This is a genomic window from Neobacillus drentensis (assembly GCF_021560175.1).
In the GTDB taxonomy this organism is placed as follows: Bacteria; Bacillota; Bacilli; order Bacillales; family Cytobacillaceae; genus Neobacillus; species Neobacillus drentensis_A.
Window position 1 is genome coordinate 1,989,961 of record NZ_CP091110.1, and the last position, 18,041, is coordinate 2,008,001.

An 18,041-nucleotide genomic window follows, 5' to 3' on the forward strand; every position below is an offset into this window, starting at 1 on the left:
TATGGACGAGAAAATAGAACTATCAGAACGTGAACAACGAAAGGTCTTATACCGTCTTCTTTCCTATACAAAGCCGCACAAAAAAATGATCACTTTCGCCTTTGTCCTGCTTTTGCTTACCACGATTGGCGATATTGTACTTCCGTTAATCGTGAAAGTGTTTATTGATAATTATTTAACACCAGGAAAGCTTGAGTTTCAGCCCTTACTGATTCTTGGCTCCGTTTATATGGGGATTCAAGTCGTTAAAGCGATTCTCATGTTCTTTCAATTAGTTAAATTTCAGGAAATTGCCCTCTATATAATTCAGCAGCTTCGAATTGATGTCTTTTCCAAGGTACAGTCACTTGGATTAAAATATTTTGATAAAACACCAGCAGGGAGTATTGTCTCAAGGGTCACCAATGATACAGAAGCCATTAAGGATATGTTCGTAACGGTCATCGCTACGTTTATTCAAAGTGGATTCTTACTGATCGGCATTTTTATTGCCATGTTTTTCTTAAATGTGAAGCTTGCCCTGTTATGCGTAATTATTTTGCCAATCTTAATGTTTGTCATGAACTTATACAGAAAATTGAGCTCTCGTTTTTACCTCGATATGCGGGAGCGATTGAGTCAATTAAATGCAAAGCTGGCCGAATCGCTTTCCGGGATGGCGATAATTCAAGTTTTTCGCCAAGAAAAACGCCTCCGTCAAGAATTTGGTAACATCAATGAGCAGCACTATAATGCTGGAATGAAAAATATTAAGATTGATGGCTTACTGTTAAGACCGGCGATTGACCTCATCTATATCTTTGCCTTGATTCTTGTTCTCAGCTACTTTGGGATCACTTCCTTTGAGAACCGTGTAGAAATCGGTGTCATCTACGCCTTTATCAATTATTTAGACCGTTTCTTTGAACCAATTAATCAAATGATGATGAGGCTTTCGTTATACCAGCAGGCCATTGTGGCTGGTTCACGTGTTTTTAAATTATTAGATGAAGAGGAACTAGCCCCTGCGCAACAACTGAAAAAGAGCACATCCATTGAAGAAGGGAAAATTGAGTTTAAGAATGTCAGCTTTTCCTATGATGGTGAAAGGGATGTGTTGAAAAATATTTGCTTTACAGCGCATCCAGGGGAAACAGTTGCATTAGTAGGACATACGGGGAGCGGGAAGAGCTCGATTATTAACTTGATGATGCGTTTTTATGAGTTTGAACGTGGGGAGATTTTAATCGATGGGGAATCGATTCGAAATTACACAAAGACCGAGTTACGGAAAAAAATGGGCCTTGTACTCCAAGATCCATTCCTGTTTTTTGGGACGGTAAAAGATAATATCCGCCTTTATAATCATGGTCTATCAGATGAACAAATAGAAGAGGCAGCGAAGTTTGTGCAAGCCCATCCGTTTATTGAAAGATTAGAAGATGGCTATCATCATAAGGTAGTTGAAAGGGGATCTACTTTTTCAAGTGGACAGCGGCAATTGATTGCCTTTGCTAGGACGATTGCGGCTAATCCAAAAATATTGGTCCTCGATGAAGCGACAGCCAATATTGATACGGAAACGGAAGAAATGATCCAAACCGCATTGGCGAAGATGCGAAAAGGTCGTACTACGATCGCTATTGCTCATCGCTTGTCAACGATCCAAGATGCGGAATTAATTCTGGTCCTGCACCAAGGGGAAATTGTTGAGCGGGGGACGCATCAAGAACTGCTTGCCCTAGGAGGTCTCTATCATAAGATGTTCCTGCTGCAAAACGGGGTACTAGAGCGGTTGGAGGATGCGGTGAATTAATAGAAAAAGGCCTGGCATAATGCCAGGCTTTCCTTTTAAAGTTGTCTAGCTCCAGGCCATACGCCGCTGACCAGGGCGCTTACGCTTTTCTATACTGCGGTATTTGGAACCTTTTTTATATATATTTTATTATATTCGTTTAATAGCTTATCAAGTTCCTGACTGTAACGAATTGCAACGGAGGATGTCAAGCCGTTTGTCGTGGCGACTTGAATTAATTCAGCTCGCTTTGTTTCTATCATAGTAATGAGATCTTGTTTCAACACGGCCGAAGTCCTTTCCGGAGTAACTCCTAAAATTTTTTAGTAAAAAAAAATAGTCTATTGCCATTTAAAAGGGCATTGTTTTACTAGTATAACCTATAATGTAAATTACTTCAAAGAGATTTGTAAGAATAAATCCATTTTATTTGTTTCTATTTGAAAAAGTTACTATTTTTTGACGTGTGAACAGCGAGACACAAAATTTTCACGTTAACCATTATCATTTCGAGAGCATATTTGTTAGAATGAGAAGGTATCGACTATAGTGGGAGTGTTAATATATGTCTGATGTAAATCTATTTATCGCATTAGGGGCCGGCTTTTTAAGCTTTATTTCTCCTTGTTGTTTACCGCTTTATCCAGCTTTTCTTTCATACATAACGGGCATGTCTGTGGGAGAACTAAAAGATGAAAATGCCATGCTGCAAAAACGAAGCTTGCTGCATACCTTATTTTTCTTGTTAGGTTTTTCGATTATCTTTATCGCGATTGGGTTTGGAACCTCATTTCTTGGCAGCTTCTTCTTATCTTATAAAGATCTGATTCGGCAGTTAGGCGGAATCTTTATTGTTTTATTTGGCTTAATGATTGTCGGTGTGTTTAAACCGGAATTTATGATGAGGGATCGCCGCTTTGAATTCAAAAACAGACCATCAGGTTATATCGGATCCATATTAATTGGGATGGCATTTGCTGCTGGGTGGACGCCTTGTACGGGACCGATTCTTTCATCCGTCATTCTCTTAGCTGCATCCAATCCTGGTTCAGGCGTATTATATATGATTGCCTACTCCCTAGGCTTTGCGATTCCATTTTTAATCCTATCCTTCTTTGTCGGCCGGATGAAGTGGATCAAAACGCACAGCGGGAAAATTATGAAAATCGGCGGTTATATCATGATTGTCATGGGAATTGTACTCTTCTTTGACTGGATGACGAAAATTATTATCCTTTTTCAAGGAATGTTTGGCGGCTTTACTGGTTTTTAAGAATTTCCTAGTTTGGAAGTTATTTGGAGCTTTCCATCTATTGCATGGATTTCCTTGAACATTTGAATATTTTAAAGGTAAAAATAGTGATTATTTTTTCTCAAAATTCATCATTTGATATATAATGGTTGAGTAAATAATTAGATAAAGATAAGGGATGAATGAATCCAATGAATTACGTAGTTGTTTCTTCAATCGGAGCTGTTATTATGGGCTCTCTTGCTCTGTTCGTTCGGATGAAAGCAGCAAAGAAACCGACCAATGCAAAAAAAATTATCCTGCCACCTTTCTTTATGGCGACTGGGGCATTGATGTATGTGGTACCGGAGTTTCGCTTAACCCCAATGGAAATTGGTGAGGCAATTATAGTTGGGATGCTGTTTTCCATTTTATTGATTAAGACTTCAAATTTTGAAATTCGAGATAATAATATTTATTTAAAACGGTCGAAGGCCTTTATCTACATCCTTGTCGGGTTGTTAATTCTTCGTCTGGTTCTAAAAGCAATTTTGAGTACTACGATTGATATCGGACAGTTAAGCGGGATGTTCTTCCTGTTGGCTTTCAGCATGATTGTCCCTTGGCGTGTGGCAATGTACCGTTCATATATGAAACTCTACAGAGAACTTCATAATAGTAAGTAAAATGACATTGATTCCTCCGGGAGTCAGTGTTTTTATATGTAAATAAAGAAAAAAACCGCCTTGTTAGGGCGGTTAAAATAGATGTTCATACGGAGTAACATCAATTTGATTTTGAAAGAGCTTTTTACGCAAAAACTTATGATCCCGTTTTGGTGTGGCTTGAATATAGCCGCGAATAACGAGTTCTTCTGTTATTTTGGAGGCATTTTCTTTTACGGCCAGCTCACCAACTTTCCCTGCGATTTTATGTTTTGCTACATCACGGAATAGTTCTGGCACGGGACTGACAAGATCATTGAGCAGGGCCTTTTCTTCAGGACCCCAGAGGTGAAGAGATTCATTTACATAATGTTCTTCCCAATCCATGACCGATTTGCCATCTTCCTTTGGCATCTTTTTCAGAAACTTTCGGAACATAAAGAAGCCGCCAATTGAAAAGGAACCTATTAAAAAGACTACCCAAAATAGGATAAACCAGAGAAACCAACCTTGAAGCATGCTATTCACCTACAATAACGATATTATTATCTATTATAGTCTTTTTCTTGGGCGGATGACAAGAATTCGTCACAAGTTTGGCTTTAATCAAATAGGAAAAATGCGATATGGGATTGGAATTGCTTGTCGAAAAAATGACAATTCGGCCAAATTTATTGATTAATACTATTTTCCATTGTAATATGATATCAAGATAGTAATTGTTATTTAAAGGAATAAGATTCTTTTTTATGAAGATTTATCATTCATATGGGACTGAATGGGGTACTGGTGTCCTCCACAGTCTTCAAAACTGCTTGAGACCTGCGTGCCAGGTCTGGTGGGTTCGATTCCCACGCAGTCCCGCCAACCTATTTGCAGTGTTATCAACGGTTTGAACAGTTTTTGTACTGTGATTTGACAGTGATTTGAACCGTGATTTGCAAGTTAAAAGTCACCAGTATTTTTTCTATAAATTACATAGTACTAGTGAGACTGATTTTGTGAGTCCTAGTGTGTCAATTCCACCAATTTCTATAAAAAGGGTGGATTTTTTTATGCAAACTGTTGTTAGAAAAACTCAACGTAAAGGAGTTAGAAGTAACAAAAACATTAGCCGTTTGAAAAATTTAGAACAAAAGATGACACTGTTTGAAATGTTTGAACGGTTTATGAATTACAAGCAGACGGAAGGGTTAGCAAAGCCTACAATACAAGGTTATTACGAACACTTTCATTATCTTAATGACTACTTAGGTAGAGATATTCCTAATGAAGAAGTTACAGTGGAATTATTCAGGGAGTATATTGGCTACATGCTTCACGAACAGGGATTAAAGCCTACTACTGTTAATGTCCGCATAAGAACTAATCGTGCATTTTTACGATATTCTTTTCAAGAAGGCTGGATTCAGATACCAATCCATGAAAAATTTAAACCAATTAAAACACCAGAGGATGAAATACAGGCATTCACACCAGCGGAAGTAAAGGCATTGCTGAACCAAATTGACGATTCACGTTTTGTGGGATTCAGAGACAAAGTGATGATCTACGTATTACTAGATACTATGGTTAGAATTTCAGAACTACTAAATATGAAAAGGGCTAATATTGATTTAAAGGGTGGTTACATTAAACTAGAACCTCATGAAACAAAAACAAAACGGACAAGAAGCGTGCCAATATCTACCAAGACAATAAAACTACTTGAAGAGTATATGAGGGAATCAGAGGATTTTAGAAGTGAGTTCCTTTTTGTAACATATGATGGAAGAGACATCCTAAGCAATACATGGAGAAGACGACTAACTGAATTAGGTGAAACAGCTGGTATTGATAATAAGAGGGTTTCACCCCATACATTCAGACATACTGGGGCATTATTTTATATTATGAATGGCGGTGACCCATTTTCATTACAGAAAATATTAGGTCATTCTGATATGTCTATGGTTCGGAAATATATTCAAATGACAGATTCAGACGTTAAAAGACAGCATAATGTCTATTCGCCACTTAAAAGTATATTTGGAAGAAGGTAAGGGGGGAGGATTGTGGAACTGAAAGTAATTGATAAGGCAAAAACGGGTAAGCGTAAGGCATATAGAAATGAATTTGATGAGGTATTTTTAGATTGTAGCAATTGCGGGCAACCCAAAGCCTTAGAAAGTTATATAAATTCACCAAAAGGTTTCTATGGTAAGGATAGTAAATGCTACGAATGTAGACGAAAAAAATATTTCAAATACGAAAAGTTATTAGGTAAGGTTATTTTACTAGGTCAAATAAGCTTAACAGTTGAAGAAGTAACAGAGAGAGGTAGACGAAAGTTAACTGATAATCAAGGAAATATCTATCTAGACTGTACAAAGTGCAAAAAGATTAAAGCAGATAAGGATTTTCGGGATAGAAAAGGATTCATTGGAAACAAGGACAGTCATTGTATACTATGCTGTATTGAAAAAGGGCGGACGTTTCGTAAAGAAAATGAAGAACACTATAAAGAATATAATCGGCAATACAGAGAGGAAAATAAAGACTGTCTAAATTGTTTAGCTAAGGTACGTTATTATAAAAATTGGAATCATATTAGAAATAAACAAAGAGAGTATCGTAAGAAAGACCCTGAACGGTATAGAGAACATAGTCGAAACTGGGCTAGGGAGAACTCAGAATATCAAGTTCAATTGACAAGAAAAAGAAGGGCAAAAATTAGACGACTACCATTTGACTTAACGACTGAACAACGAGACCAGTTATTAGCAGGAGGCTGTTGTTTAACTGGTGATAAAGAAAACATACACTTAGATCACGTTATTCCTTTAAATATAGGACATGGGGGAACTACTCACGGAAATATGATTGCTTTAAGAGGTGACCTAAATAATTCTAAAGTCGACAACAATATTTTTGAATGGGCAAAGTTCAAACATAAACAGTTTAATTTTACAATGGAACGATTTAATGAAATAATGACTGAGATTGCTGAGAGAAACGGATTGTCTTTAGAAGAGTACAAAAAGTATGTTTATTGGTGCTTTGATAATCCAAGAGAAGTTAATAATGGACAACCTACTAATACTGAATTAAAAAAGCAGATGTTTTTTCAAAGATTGGATAAAGCAATAGAAATGTATATAAGAGGAGAGTCATATAAAAAGATAAGAGAGGAAACAAAGATTGTAAGTAATACCTTACTAAGATATTTAAGGGAACGTGATATTCCAACTCGGAAATCCCTAGATAAGGACTGATTTTCCGGCTGGAAAAAAGGATAGATTAAAATTAATTAAAACTACTGGTCAACGACTGGTAGTTTTTTTATTTATTGTCCTATTCTTTATCATTTCTGCAAGTGAGTAAGTGTGGGGAGATTACCCATAAGTATACTTACGAAGGAATGATAATTCATGTTAGTAAAAAAACCATTAAAAACAAAAATTAACATTATAGATTCAATTATGGGGTCAGGTAAAACATCATGGGCTATTCAATACATGAACGAGGCACCACGGTATAAGAAATTTATTTATATAACACCATTTCTAAATGAAGTGGAAAGGGTGCTAAATGCTGCTGAAAGGGAATTTGTACGACCTGAGAATATAAAAGGTAAATCAAAGTTGGATAATCTCAAGAAATTGATCTTAAATGGTGAGGATATTGTTTCTACTCATGCACTATTTCAACGATTTGACAATGACCTTATAGAACTAATTGAGATGCAGGGCTACACATTGATACTAGATGAGGTAATGAACGTAATAGAACAAGTCAAATATACAAAAGATGATATCCAAGTCCTTTTAACAGCAAAAACTAAAACTGGTGAATCACTTATCACAATAGATAAAAATGGATTTGTACAATGGAATGAAAAGGATTATTCTGAGGGGAACTTCACACAAATTAGAAATTTGGCTGTCGTTAATAATTTAATGATATTTGAGAATACAGCTATGTACTGGTTATTACCTGTTTCAGCCTTTAAAGGGTTTGAGGAAATATTTGTTTTAACCTATATGTTTAATGGTCAGCTACAGCGGTATTATTATGATTTGTTTAATCTAGCTTATTCTTTTCATTCTGTTACTAATGTTAACGATTCTTACCAGCTTATTGATTATATCCCACTAGATAAAGAGGATCGGTCCCATTTGAGGGAAATGATTAAGATATATTATTCTAAGCCAATTGATAAAGTGGACCTTAATAAAATTGGTGAGGGTAGGTATTCCTTTAGTGTATCCCACTTAAAAAAAATTGTAGAAAATAATGAACTAAGACAACTAATTAAAAATAATGGATTCAACTATTATATAAATAAATGTAAGATACCGGTTGATTTGGTTATGTGGACTACATTTAAGGACTTTGAGAAAATTCTATCTCCTAAGAATTTAAAGAAACAGTTTGTAGAGGTAACAGCAAGGGCCACTAATGACTATGTAAATAAGTCAACTTGTATTTATTTTGCTAATCGTTTTATGAATCCAATCTTAAAACAATTTTTCTTATCTAAAAATGTAACTGTAGATGAGGATTTATTCGCACTATCAGAATTACTTCAATGGATATTTAGAAGTAGGATTAGAAATGGACAACCTATTAATCTTTATATTCCTAGTCAAAGAATGAGGGAGTTGTTAGAGGAGTATTTGAGGTAATATACCGTTTATACTAAAAAAGGTATAAACAATCGCTGAAACCCTTGATAACACTGGGTTTTTTAGCGATCCCCTTATATAAGTATATATTAAAAAGTATAAACAGTTTAACGCGTTATCTAAAGGGCTAACGCCCTTCGTGGGATAGTCTATCGACTACCCACGGCTTTAAAACCATTATTAGAAATTATTTAACTAAGATATTAAGGGGTTAGTTTTTAGTAGTGTGAGGCGTTAGCCGAAACACCTGACCCGTTAGGGGAAGTATTATTATTTAGTTCTTTATTATTTAGTAGTCCTTAATTTTCCATATGTACGTTTTCAACATGTACTGAATAAATTTTTAATTTTATGTTTAGCTATGCCAATAAGTGGTAAACAATATTCGGCACCTAATATACAGCCAAATTCTAAAAACTCCCTGTTGAATTAGGGCACCTCGTTTTAGGGGGTGTTCTTTTTCTTTTGATCTAACGGGTCGGCCTTAAACTAGTGTCTCATATTGAGGAATCTAATTAGAATTGCTATTATATATTAAACATAGTGGAAGGTAAAATAGGGGGCCTAGAATGAACAAGAGTCAAACATTACTGAACGGCTGGACACTAATAGCACATAAATCTTACAAGCTATATTCGAACGAAAATTCCTATGTCCTAATAGATCAGGATGGTGTTCTTTCTATGCAATTTACAGTTACAGAACAAGAGTTTGAAATAATCCATTCTGAATATGATTTAAGGGTCAAAATGATTCCAGCATTTAAGACGATAAAGGTTTTAAACGTTCCTGAGGAAGTATAGGAAGGTTAGGGCTGACAATTATCCTTTATAGCCATATAAAGCTGGTAGGAACTATGACAGCATTTTTTATATTTATGATTAACTTGCTGTAATACGGGAATATATAGAGATTGCTGCTACACATTTGCCCAACCCTATCTAATTTTTGACTCTTGGCTATCCTTTTTTGGATAGTCCTTTTTTGATCTAATGGACCTGCCTCAAAAACTAGGGACAAGGGTGATTTATTGTGAGGAATTGGAAATCTTTTTTCATATGAAGTCAAGTTAAAACGCTTGACGGATAAAGGTTTTTTAGGGATATGGTTGCAAGGCCTCTAGAATATAATCACAGTAGACGAAAAAAAGGGGCCTGAGATAACTCAGCCCTATACTTTAGTAATACCGTGCCTTTTTAATAATCTATAGAACTTCATTCGGTTGATATTATGTTGTTCACAGATCAATGTAACAGGGATTTTTCCGTCTTGATATTTTCTAATAGCCTCTTGTACTGAGGGGTTATCTAGTGTTAAATCCGCTTTTCTACCAATGTGTTTACCGTTCGCCTTAGCTAGTTCCATACCATTCTTACGTTTTTCATCTAATGTATTTATTTCTAATTCAGCTACTGCCCCTAGAACAGTAATCATAAATTTCCCCATTGGTGTAGAGGTATCTACTATAGACCCCTGTAAGTCCAATATAACAAATGTAACTCCCTTTGTTTCTAAATCCTCAGCTATCTGTAGTAAATCCTTTACGTTACGGGCTATACGGTCAATACGGGTAATTACAACGGTATCACCAGACTGTAACGTATTGAGTAGTTTAGTTAGCCCCTCACGTTCTTTATTTTTACCTGTAGCCTTATCCTCTACTAGTTTAATATCTTGATCGTATTGTCTTAATAGTTGTCTTTGGGTTGCTAAATTCTGACCTACTGTACTCACCCTTGCATAGCCGTATACTGTACTCATTTGATTATCCCCTTTACTGTAACGTAATTTGTATGTATTAGTTTGGTTACACATACTATAGCAATGTTTTAATTACGTTACAAACTTTCGTTACAAAATTATCAAAATAAAATCCCTATACCAAGTGGTTTATAATTGTCAGAAAACGGTGTATTGGAAGTATACCTTCCGTTACAGATAGGGAGTTTTAAAGGGGTTTTTTAAAATAAGTGAATGGCTGCTAAACAATTAGGAGTGGTATTAATTATTAACTAAGGTATTACTGAGGGGTATTAACGATAGGGGACTTTATACACCCTCTCAGTGGGGCTGTAAAGATTAGGGGAATAGAATGAATGAGTCTATGGACATGGATAACGGCATACAGACAGCCACAGGGACAGCCACAGTACACGGGTAAGAGGTAGGATATCAGTACCAACCGTCAGGGACTAACAGTAGTCAACACACTAACGTAAGTACCAAGAGGACAACACTATACCAAGGATTGAGTCACTAGCATTAGTCACTGTCATTAGGGATTAATATATATCTGTCTTACAGCTATGCCTTTAGGGTATCTGTCACCCCCTCGATCACGTTTCCATTTAACCAGGGCAAGGGTACTAAGGGGGGCTGGGGGGCCTCTGCCCTCGGTCTAGCATCCACTATTTACACGGTACGGATTGAAAAACTTGGACTAACGATAGGAACGACTACAGGAAATTAACTCTACTCTTATAGGTTTTAAGGTTTACCTTTGATTAAAGATCATCTTTTTAATTTATTAGCTTGTTCCCTTTCAATTGAATCCCAGTCGATTTCATAAGATGTAAAATCAAAATACCAAGTATTCTGATAAGCGTTTTCTAAAAAAATCTCGCAATGAATCCGACCATTTTTTATCCAGGCTTGATAGGTCTGTTTTCCAAAGATAAAACGAAATCCACTATTCTCACCAAATTCACGTGTGTTCCTTATTACAAAACTTTTAGTATGTCCAGTCAGTAATGAAAATAGTTCGACGTATTTACTTTTAGGTAGGTTCATTAATATTCCATCCTTATTAGGAAAAAGCCCCACGAATTCACCTTTTTCCCATCTATTCTTAAATTCATCAAATTGTTGTGGAGTATTATTTTTTCTTCCATAAAGCTTATGAAACAAAATGTGAATCTCTTTTTTTAAAGGTATACCTAAAATTTCTTCATTTCGAAGTTCTAGCTTCTCAAGTATTAATTGAATTTCATCTTGGTTATAATTATCAAGTTTTTTCCTCTCATAAAAACCTAATTCTTTCATAACCTCATCTCTTATTGTTTCAAAGGACTTAGGATGGTGTATTTGTATATCATCAGACCATTCGTTAGATAATGCACACCGAAACCCATATTTGGCCAATGATATTTTTTTCCATTCCTTTATACTATTTCTTAAAACATTACTTAATGGAGTGATTCCTCCATTCCAGTTAGGGTTATTTTCACTGTTTTTAAGCTTTTCACTTTTTATCTCGTTATAGCAAAGAGGGCATCCGTTGCCCTTGGCAAAGCTATCATAACTCATATAATTTATATTGTTCGGATGCTTTTTGCATATATATCTCATTTGTTCTCTGGCATTGACATATTTAGTTTCTAATAGCTTAAATCCTCTTTTTTCAAAATCAACTTTCAAATCATCAATAGATTTTTTATTTCCAGAACAACAAGTACAGCCAATCCCTAATCTCATAAATTGATCGAAGTTAGTGATTTGTTCATCATTTGGATGCTTAGGACATCTAAAACGCATTTTTACACGTGTACTTATATATTCATTTTCTAATAATTCATAGCCCCTATCTTCAAAGGATATTTTAACCTCTTCATAAGTGAACTTTCTCATTTTTAATCCAACCTCACAGTTTGTTCTCAACCTAAATTATACCAAAAGTTTCTTGGTTGAAGCTGAAAAGGACCCCCCAAAGGTCCTTTTTTATATATTTTTTTAGTAAAGTTAACTACTTTTTACTTGGTCTCTGCGTTTGAGGTAGTCTTTCTTCTAATTGATCTATCCGATTTTGCATTTCTTCAATAGAACCCACTGTTTTTTCTAATTCTGAAATTTTCGCTTGAAGTTCTTCAAGTGTTCCTAATTTTGTTTCGTATTCGGACAATTTACCTTCCAATGCTTTTACTTTTGTATCTAACTCTTTATCCGTATAAATAGTAAAAGGTGATAAAACTGCTGATTCATTATAATTGTCAATAAGTTCTTGCGGTATTTTATCACCTTCTTTTAAACCACTACTAGCTGGAAGAACTATATGGTTTGGACTTAAACCAGAAAATTCACCAAAACTTGTAGACCATGTTCCACCTTGAATTGTATAAACTTGTAAATCGAAAAAACCGCCGATAACAACATGGTTTTCATCATAAGTAAGAAGATCTACTGGTCCTGACACCGAACCTTGAGAAGCGTCTTCGTTGGCACTTGCTATATTAGTAAACGCAATCAAACAAATGATGAATACAACAGAAAAGATTTTCTTATTTAGTTTACTCACTTTCTTAAGCATATTAACCCCTCTTTTATTTTAATAGTTTATAGAAATATCTTAACAAAGAACATTTCATTCTTCAATAAGAACAAGGTGATTTTTCCTATTGCAAAACTAATAAATAAAGTAAATATTATTTAATAAATTTACTCCACCAACAAATAGACTAGGGGGTACCAAAATGGTACCCCCTATACACTAAACTATGGAGAACATGGGTAGTTAATCAGGCTACCCTGACCGCTACAAGAAACTGTGTTCCGAAGCGGATGTGTGCCCAAAAAACTATTTCAGAAAACTCCTAATTTTGCTTTACAGGAGTTAAAGTATCTCGTAAACTTAAATATTCTTTTAAATCACAACGTAGTTTAGTTTTTGTAATTTTTTCTAATTGTGAATCAAAAAATAACATAGTTGATACCGTATTAGGGGACATGGTTATGAAATCAAGGGACTCATAAAGATTACCATATCCATCCCTATCTTGTATCCTATAAACCCCAACCGTTTCATCAACTAAATGGATGGTATCTTTAATAGGAACTTGGTTCACTTCAGATAATAACTGATTAACATAATCTAATGCATCGCTTGAACATTGGAATTCCTCAATGCACTCTTTGTAAACCGGATTAGTGGAAGGGACTGCTTCGTTGGACCATGGTAATTCCAGCATAACAGTTTCCTCACCTATTTTTACTCGTCTTTTGACATAATGCATATTTTGTTCGTGGTCGTCACTCCAATCGGTATAAAAAGTTATGTCATCACTATTTAATTCTTGGTTATCATAAAAGAGTGCTTCTATCCTCTGATTAAAATCATAAGATCGAATATCGATGCCCTGCTTCCTTTTCCAAATTACATAAAAATTTTTCTTCAATTTTGTCACCATCCTAAAGTATAATACAATCTTTTTAAAAACAGTGAAAACTATCCACAGTTAAACTTATGCATAGATAGAGACCTATTTATGGTATAAATTTACTATACAATAACATTGCTGGAAAATCGACTTTTAGTTTTTACTAGGAACCTAAACTAGTAAACGCCTGTTTATTTGTTTATTAGTTTGCACAGGATTTCCCATATATCATTCGTGTGACCTAGTGAAATCTAGTGAAAACTCGTGTAATCTACGAAAATATAAAATTTGTATAAATACCCTTTCAAGGGGGATATTATGGATAGGACGTCCTAAATAAATATAAAGGAATGATAAAATTGGATTTAGAAACACGTGATAAAGAAGTACGTTTTGTTAGAAAAGAGGATTATGATATTCATACCTCAAAGGTTAAAATTCATGAGATAATGATCGAAGATTTAGATGACTTAAGTGATTATATTGAAATGATACTATTAAATCTTCAGTCTTGGAGAGAAATGGGAATATTTGAAGACATGGAAGAATGGTGGGGAGTATAGCTTGTAATATTAACCGAATAGGCAGGGCTATTATATTAGCCCCGCCTGTTTAAGGTAATAGTGAACTTAACTATTTTATATGTTTAGGTGATACCTAATTACCTAGTTCTGGGACATGCATTTTATAAATTATCTGTGTGTATTCCTATCTATTAAATCTCTAATTTCTTCATCCAACTCCATTATCTCATTAACAGTTAATCGGTTAAACATTTCCTGTAGTGTTACTTCTTCTTCAAGTATTCTTACCTCTACAATATTAGGCATTTCGGTGTCATAATCTGATTCAATTTCCCTTCTTCTCTCATCAAGTTCATTTTTAGTTGGAAACCATTCATCAAAGATTATTTCTGCCCCACTTTTTCTGTAAATTTCCGCCAAAATATGGTGGTATTTTTTTCCTATGTTTATTAACATTTCTCTTCCCCTTTATAACGTTTAATAGTAATCAATTAAACATACTACATATTTAACCGTTTTTACAAAAATAAGGAATCAGAAAAAATCCTGACTCTTTAAAAATATGTATATCATTTCTCTTTTCTAAGTGAAGAAACAACCATTAATTCAGTAATTGGCTTCTCCGATACAATAAATGACTTTTTGTACTCAGTATATTTATTAACTATTTCTTCATAAGTACCTTTATCTTTAATAAATTCGGGTTTGTATATAAAGCATTTAGCATGCTGTATTTGTGTAAACATGGTGTCAGTGTAAACTAAATCATTCTTTTTAAAAGGTTTACGACAAAACTCACAATGAGGCTGCACTTTTCCTTCGACATAAAACACTTCCCTTCCACTTTAAAATATAACAGCTTGGAATATAAGAATAGTAAAAAAACAAAAACATTCATTATTAGTTCACACTCACATGACTAATTAATGAACGTATGCTTTTATACAATTAACTGTTTTATCCACTTATTATCTCGTGTTTTTTCATCTAATTCACTTAAGTAATAGTATCTTTCTTCGTCATCTATGTTCCATTATGAATTACATCAAGTACTACTAAAAATACATCTAATTAAAAGTAATGAAAAAATTACCATTATTTATTACAAATAATATATAATTTAGGTATATTAACACTTTTGCTGGAGGGAATTAAATGAATTTAGCTATATTAATAGGAGTAAGTGAGTATTATCATGAAGAAATTGATAACCTAACTGCTTGTAAAAATGACGCCATTTTAATGAATTCATTACTAAAATCAACTAACAAGTATGATGAAATATTATTAATTGAAAACGATACTACTAGTGATAATGTTAAAAAACAAATAACTGAGTTTATTAAAAAGTATACTGAAAATAAAGAAAAAGATATTGAAGAGGTCTTTTTCTATTATTCTGGTCATGGACAAGTTTATAATCAAGAGTTTCACTACATATTATCAGATTTTGATTTTGAAAGACTTAATAGCACTTCTTTAAATAACAGTGAATTAGATAATCTTCTAAGAAATTTAAAGCCAAAATTAGCAATTAAACTTATAGATGCATGTAAATCTGGAGTTTCGTATGTAAAGGAACCTGGGGAATTTAATTTTGAAAAAATAATTAGTCACGAGGAACATGCTTTTCAAAATTGCTATTTTATGTTTTCCTCTCATACAAATCAAAATTCTGGTGCAACAGATAAAATTAGCCATTTTACATGGAGTTTTTTAAAAGCTATTATTAATTCCCATAACGGTGAGGTGAGATATCTAGATATTATTAGTAGTATTAAAGATGATTTTGCACAGCCGAAATATACACAAATTCCTTATTTTGTTTCACAAGCTAGTTATACTGAAGTGTTTTGTAATGTTACCGATCCTTTAAGGGATTTGTTAGTAGGTAAATTATCTTTACTACTTGCAAAAAATTATAGTATAGAAAAAGAAAAGAATAACTCATCAATGACTCTATTAGAGATAATACAAAAAGAAGCAGAAGAATATTGTAAAACACCAGAAGAAGCATATGAGTTATTAAAACAGGTGCGAGAAACAATATTTAATTATGAATATAATCAAGATATAACTTCCCTTTATGAGGTCACAGCTTTCGATATAGATAGTTATTCCGATTTACCAAAAATTAATGTTATTGGGGAACAACTGTCAAAAGAGGAAGATTATTTTGTACAAATAGAATATAAGAATATAAATGTTAAAGTAGAAATTACTAACCCTTTGCAGTCATCTTTACTTAGATTATCGCATAGTCTTACTGGTACTCAACCAGAAAAGAAATATAGAATGATAGAAAAAGAAGTTGTTAGTAATTTTAGTGTTACAGAAGAAAGTCCTTTTTATCGAATTAAAATTAATTTAGAACCTAGGTTTCCTAATCTACCTGGATTTACTGCAACAATAGTCGCTGCTTTTTCAAAAAAAGAACTAACCATTTTTTACTTTTATAATAAATGTAAAGAAGTTAGTTGGAAACAATTTGTTGAAAATGAAGATAAAGTAATGTGGAAATATAACAAATTCCTACTTAAAAAAGTTGGAGAACCTGAAGAGAAAAATAAGGTAGAAAAAATCATTCGAGATTTTCAGACATACGTATTAGAATACTTTACGGAAAAATATAAAACACAATTAATCGATAATAATACTGAAGGTGGCGAAATGCTTCTTCCTGTTGTTCCTAATAAAGAGACAGAAGAGGATAAAAAGGATTAATCATCGAAGTATCATTAAAGGGTCACCTTAAAAGGTGGCTTTTTATGTATATTGTTTTACAGTTTCCTTCCATGTGTTTAATTAAAACTTTATCAAGATCATTGTGTAATGATGTTAGCTAGACTATCTTATTTCTAATAAATTCAAAGATATAATTTGGTTATTAAGTAAAACAGTGTATTCTAATTCTTAATTGAAATCAATATAAATGGGTGTAACTATGACTGGACAGACACCGTGGGTGAAAGAAATCATTGAATCTTTTAACTGAGTTAGACGGGTAAGGGGCTTTAGATGTAATATATAAAACAATTTATAATAAAAGAAGTGGAGATTGATATTACATGAAGTTTTATTTTGTAGCAAGTATTTATAATCTAGAAATTGATAGGGTGCTTAATAGGGGGATTAATGTTATTGAAGGTATTAGACTATCAAATAGTAAAACAAGGCTAGATACTTTTATTGATGATTTCTTTACAAAACTTGCAGGACAACTAGAAGTAGACGAATTGTACGACAAACCATTTTTATATTATGAGGGTAATATTAATGAAGCAGAAGCTGATAAGGGAGAAAAAAGATTCGACATATTAGATTACTACCTTAAAATTGCCCAAACATTTTCAAATTATCTATGGACATCAAAAGACAATAGCGTAACAGTACAGCAAGGTTTTCTATATGTTAAATACCCTGATGGAAGCCCGCATTCAATGACATCTAATATGAGAACTGCGTTATTCTTTAATTCAAAGTGTCAAAGAGAAAATATAAGATTTACAAACGAAGAACTAAAGGAATTAGTTGACTCAATAGAAAGTTTAGATAAGGAAAAAATCGAAAAAGAAACTCACGAGATGTCTATGTTAGTTAGTAAGACAAATAGGATTGAACGGTTTTATTATTTTTTACAAGCAACTAGGACTCAAACGCATTTACCTAGTAGAATCGGTATGTACTGTACATTACTGGAAACATTATTATCCACTGATAAGGACGAAATCACACATAAGATTGCTGAAAGATTAGCAAGGATATTAGGTGAAACTTATGAAGAACGGTTAGAAATATTTACTTTTATTAAAAACGCTTATGCTGTTAGATCATCAACAATTCATGGTGATAAATTATCTAAAAAATTTAGAGATATTGATAAATTAAGAGAAATGTCTAGTAAATTTGATCAGTATTTAAGGTCACTTTTTGGCTATATATTACACGATGAAAAGTTAAATCAAATTTATAAAGATGATAATAACGATAAATTAAATGAATGGTTTAAAGAAATAATTTTAAAATAGAT

17 protein-coding genes and 1 tRNA gene are annotated in these 18,041 nt (G+C 33.5%); 11 read left to right on the top strand and 7 right to left on the bottom strand.

Going from position 1 to position 18,041, the window contains the following annotated elements; genetic code table 11:
• Window position 1 precedes the first annotated feature (1 nt).
• A complete protein-coding gene (locus tag L1999_RS09290) occupies window positions 2–1,795 on the top strand; it encodes an ABC transporter ATP-binding protein (RefSeq protein ID WP_235743272.1) in 1,794 nt (597 codons plus the stop codon).
• A gap of 89 nt (window positions 1,796–1,884) precedes the next feature.
• Here the strand turns inward: L1999_RS09290 and L1999_RS09295 are convergent, their stop codons facing one another.
• The gene (locus L1999_RS09295) at window positions 1,885–2,037 is read right to left on the bottom strand and encodes a Spo0E family sporulation regulatory protein-aspartic acid phosphatase (RefSeq protein ID WP_430540026.1); all 153 of its coding nucleotides are present in this window, start codon (window positions 2,035–2,037) and stop codon (window positions 1,885–1,887) included.
• 302 nt (window positions 2,038–2,339) lie between these two features.
• On the opposite strand from L1999_RS09295, the gene L1999_RS09300 reads away from it, so the two are divergent.
• Both L1999_RS09300 and L1999_RS09305 read left to right on the top strand, forming a co-directional pair.
• Window positions 2,340–3,047 carry a cytochrome c biogenesis CcdA family protein gene (locus L1999_RS09300; RefSeq protein ID WP_235743274.1) on the top strand — a complete coding sequence of 236 codons (708 nt, stop codon included), beginning with the start codon at window positions 2,340–2,342 and terminating at the stop codon, window positions 3,045–3,047.
• Window positions 3,048–3,217: 170 nt separating this feature from the next.
• Window positions 3,218–3,691, top strand: coding sequence for a CcdC family protein (locus L1999_RS09305; protein WP_235743275.1), 474 nt, complete (start codon window positions 3,218–3,220; stop codon window positions 3,689–3,691).
• 72 nt (window positions 3,692–3,763) lie between these two features.
• On the opposite strand, the gene L1999_RS09310 is transcribed toward L1999_RS09305, so the two are convergent.
• Window positions 3,764–4,189 carry a DUF2621 domain-containing protein gene (locus L1999_RS09310; RefSeq protein WP_235743276.1) on the bottom strand — a complete coding sequence of 142 codons (426 nt, stop codon included), beginning with the start codon at window positions 4,187–4,189 and terminating at the stop codon, window positions 3,764–3,766.
• Between the two features lie 251 nt (window positions 4,190–4,440).
• On the opposite strand from L1999_RS09310, the gene L1999_RS09315 reads away from it, so the two are divergent.
• The 5 genes from L1999_RS09315 to L1999_RS09335 all read left to right on the top strand — a co-directional run bounded on the left by L1999_RS09315 (window position 4,441) and on the right by L1999_RS09335 (window position 9,140).
• Window positions 4,441–4,537, top strand: a tRNA-Sec gene (locus L1999_RS09315).
• Window positions 4,538–4,725: 188 nt separating this feature from the next.
• On the top strand, window positions 4,726–5,712 hold the full coding sequence (locus L1999_RS09320; RefSeq protein WP_235743277.1) for a tyrosine-type recombinase/integrase: 987 nt from the start codon (window positions 4,726–4,728) through the stop codon (window positions 5,710–5,712).
• Between the two features lie 12 nt (window positions 5,713–5,724).
• Window positions 5,725–6,924: a hypothetical protein gene (locus L1999_RS09325; protein WP_235743278.1), complete on the top strand. Its 1,200-nt coding sequence runs from the start codon at window positions 5,725–5,727 to the stop codon at window positions 6,922–6,924.
• 156 nt (window positions 6,925–7,080) lie between these two features.
• Entirely contained in the window at window positions 7,081–8,337 is a 1,257-nt protein-coding gene (locus tag L1999_RS09330; protein WP_235743279.1) for a DEAD/DEAH box helicase family protein, read from the top strand.
• A 569-nt stretch (window positions 8,338–8,906) separates the two neighbouring features.
• A complete protein-coding gene (locus L1999_RS09335; protein ID WP_235743280.1) occupies window positions 8,907–9,140 on the top strand; it encodes a hypothetical protein in 234 nt (77 codons plus the stop codon).
• Window positions 9,141–9,507: 367 nt separating this feature from the next.
• On the opposite strand, the gene L1999_RS09340 is transcribed toward L1999_RS09335, so the two are convergent.
• From L1999_RS09340 to L1999_RS09355, 4 genes are all read right to left on the bottom strand, one after another.
• Window positions 9,508–10,098, bottom strand: coding sequence for a recombinase family protein (locus L1999_RS09340; protein WP_235743281.1), 591 nt, complete (start codon window positions 10,096–10,098; stop codon window positions 9,508–9,510).
• A gap of 750 nt (window positions 10,099–10,848) precedes the next feature.
• Entirely contained in the window at window positions 10,849–11,964 is a 1,116-nt protein-coding gene (locus L1999_RS09345) for a hypothetical protein (protein WP_235743282.1), read from the bottom strand.
• 115 nt (window positions 11,965–12,079) lie between these two features.
• The gene (locus L1999_RS09350; RefSeq protein WP_235743283.1) at window positions 12,080–12,640 is read right to left on the bottom strand and encodes a hypothetical protein; all 561 of its coding nucleotides are present in this window, start codon (window positions 12,638–12,640) and stop codon (window positions 12,080–12,082) included.
• Window positions 12,641–12,923: 283 nt separating this feature from the next.
• Entirely contained in the window at window positions 12,924–13,505 is a 582-nt protein-coding gene (locus L1999_RS09355; RefSeq protein ID WP_235743284.1) for a hypothetical protein, read from the bottom strand.
• Window positions 13,506–13,846: 341 nt separating this feature from the next.
• Between L1999_RS09355 and L1999_RS09360 the strand changes: the two genes are divergently transcribed.
• On the top strand, window positions 13,847–14,050 hold the full coding sequence (locus L1999_RS09360; protein ID WP_235743285.1) for a hypothetical protein: 204 nt from the start codon (window positions 13,847–13,849) through the stop codon (window positions 14,048–14,050).
• A gap of 129 nt (window positions 14,051–14,179) precedes the next feature.
• On the opposite strand, the gene L1999_RS09365 is transcribed toward L1999_RS09360, so the two are convergent.
• Entirely contained in the window at window positions 14,180–14,467 is a 288-nt protein-coding gene (locus L1999_RS09365; protein WP_235743286.1) for a hypothetical protein, read from the bottom strand.
• A 699-nt stretch (window positions 14,468–15,166) separates the two neighbouring features.
• Here L1999_RS09365 and L1999_RS09370 point away from each other — a divergent pair.
• Window positions 15,167–16,735, top strand: coding sequence for a caspase family protein (locus L1999_RS09370; protein WP_235743287.1), 1,569 nt, complete (start codon window positions 15,167–15,169; stop codon window positions 16,733–16,735).
• 344 nt (window positions 16,736–17,079) lie between these two features.
• On the top strand, window positions 17,080–18,039 hold the full coding sequence (locus L1999_RS09375; RefSeq protein ID WP_235743288.1) for a HEPN domain-containing protein: 960 nt from the start codon (window positions 17,080–17,082) through the stop codon (window positions 18,037–18,039).
• Window positions 18,040–18,041: the final 2 nt, after the last annotated feature.

What these genes read in the sequence shown, in the direction of transcription:
- L1999_RS09330 (WP_235743279.1), top strand. Translation starts at nt 7,081, where the DNA reads ATGTTAGTAAAAAAACCATTAAAAACAAAAATTAACATTATAGATTCA.
- L1999_RS09335 (WP_235743280.1), top strand. Translation starts at nt 8,907, where the DNA reads ATGAACAAGAGTCAAACATTACTGAACGGCTGGACACTAATAGCACAT.
- L1999_RS09345 (WP_235743282.1), bottom strand. Translation starts at nt 11,964, where the DNA reads ATGAGAAAGTTCACTTATGAAGAGGTTAAAATATCCTTTGAAGATAGG.
- L1999_RS09350 (WP_235743283.1), bottom strand. Translation starts at nt 12,640, where the DNA reads ATGCTTAAGAAAGTGAGTAAACTAAATAAGAAAATCTTTTCTGTTGTA.
- L1999_RS09320 (WP_235743277.1), top strand. Translation starts at nt 4,726, where the DNA reads ATGCAAACTGTTGTTAGAAAAACTCAACGTAAAGGAGTTAGAAGTAAC.
- L1999_RS09295 (WP_430540026.1), bottom strand. Translation starts at nt 2,037, where the DNA reads ATGATAGAAACAAAGCGAGCTGAATTAATTCAAGTCGCCACGACAAAC.
- L1999_RS09310 (WP_235743276.1), bottom strand. Translation starts at nt 4,189, where the DNA reads ATGCTTCAAGGTTGGTTTCTCTGGTTTATCCTATTTTGGGTAGTCTTT.
- L1999_RS09370 (WP_235743287.1), top strand. Translation starts at nt 15,167, where the DNA reads ATGAATTTAGCTATATTAATAGGAGTAAGTGAGTATTATCATGAAGAA.
- L1999_RS09375 (WP_235743288.1), top strand. Translation starts at nt 17,080, where the DNA reads ATGAAGTTTTATTTTGTAGCAAGTATTTATAATCTAGAAATTGATAGG.
- L1999_RS09340 (WP_235743281.1), bottom strand. Translation starts at nt 10,098, where the DNA reads ATGAGTACAGTATACGGCTATGCAAGGGTGAGTACAGTAGGTCAGAAT.
- L1999_RS09290 (WP_235743272.1), top strand. Translation starts at nt 2, where the DNA reads ATGGACGAGAAAATAGAACTATCAGAACGTGAACAACGAAAGGTCTTA.
- L1999_RS09305 (WP_235743275.1), top strand. Translation starts at nt 3,218, where the DNA reads ATGAATTACGTAGTTGTTTCTTCAATCGGAGCTGTTATTATGGGCTCT.
- L1999_RS09365 (WP_235743286.1), bottom strand. Translation starts at nt 14,467, where the DNA reads ATGTTAATAAACATAGGAAAAAAATACCACCATATTTTGGCGGAAATT.
- L1999_RS09300 (WP_235743274.1), top strand. Translation starts at nt 2,340, where the DNA reads ATGTCTGATGTAAATCTATTTATCGCATTAGGGGCCGGCTTTTTAAGC.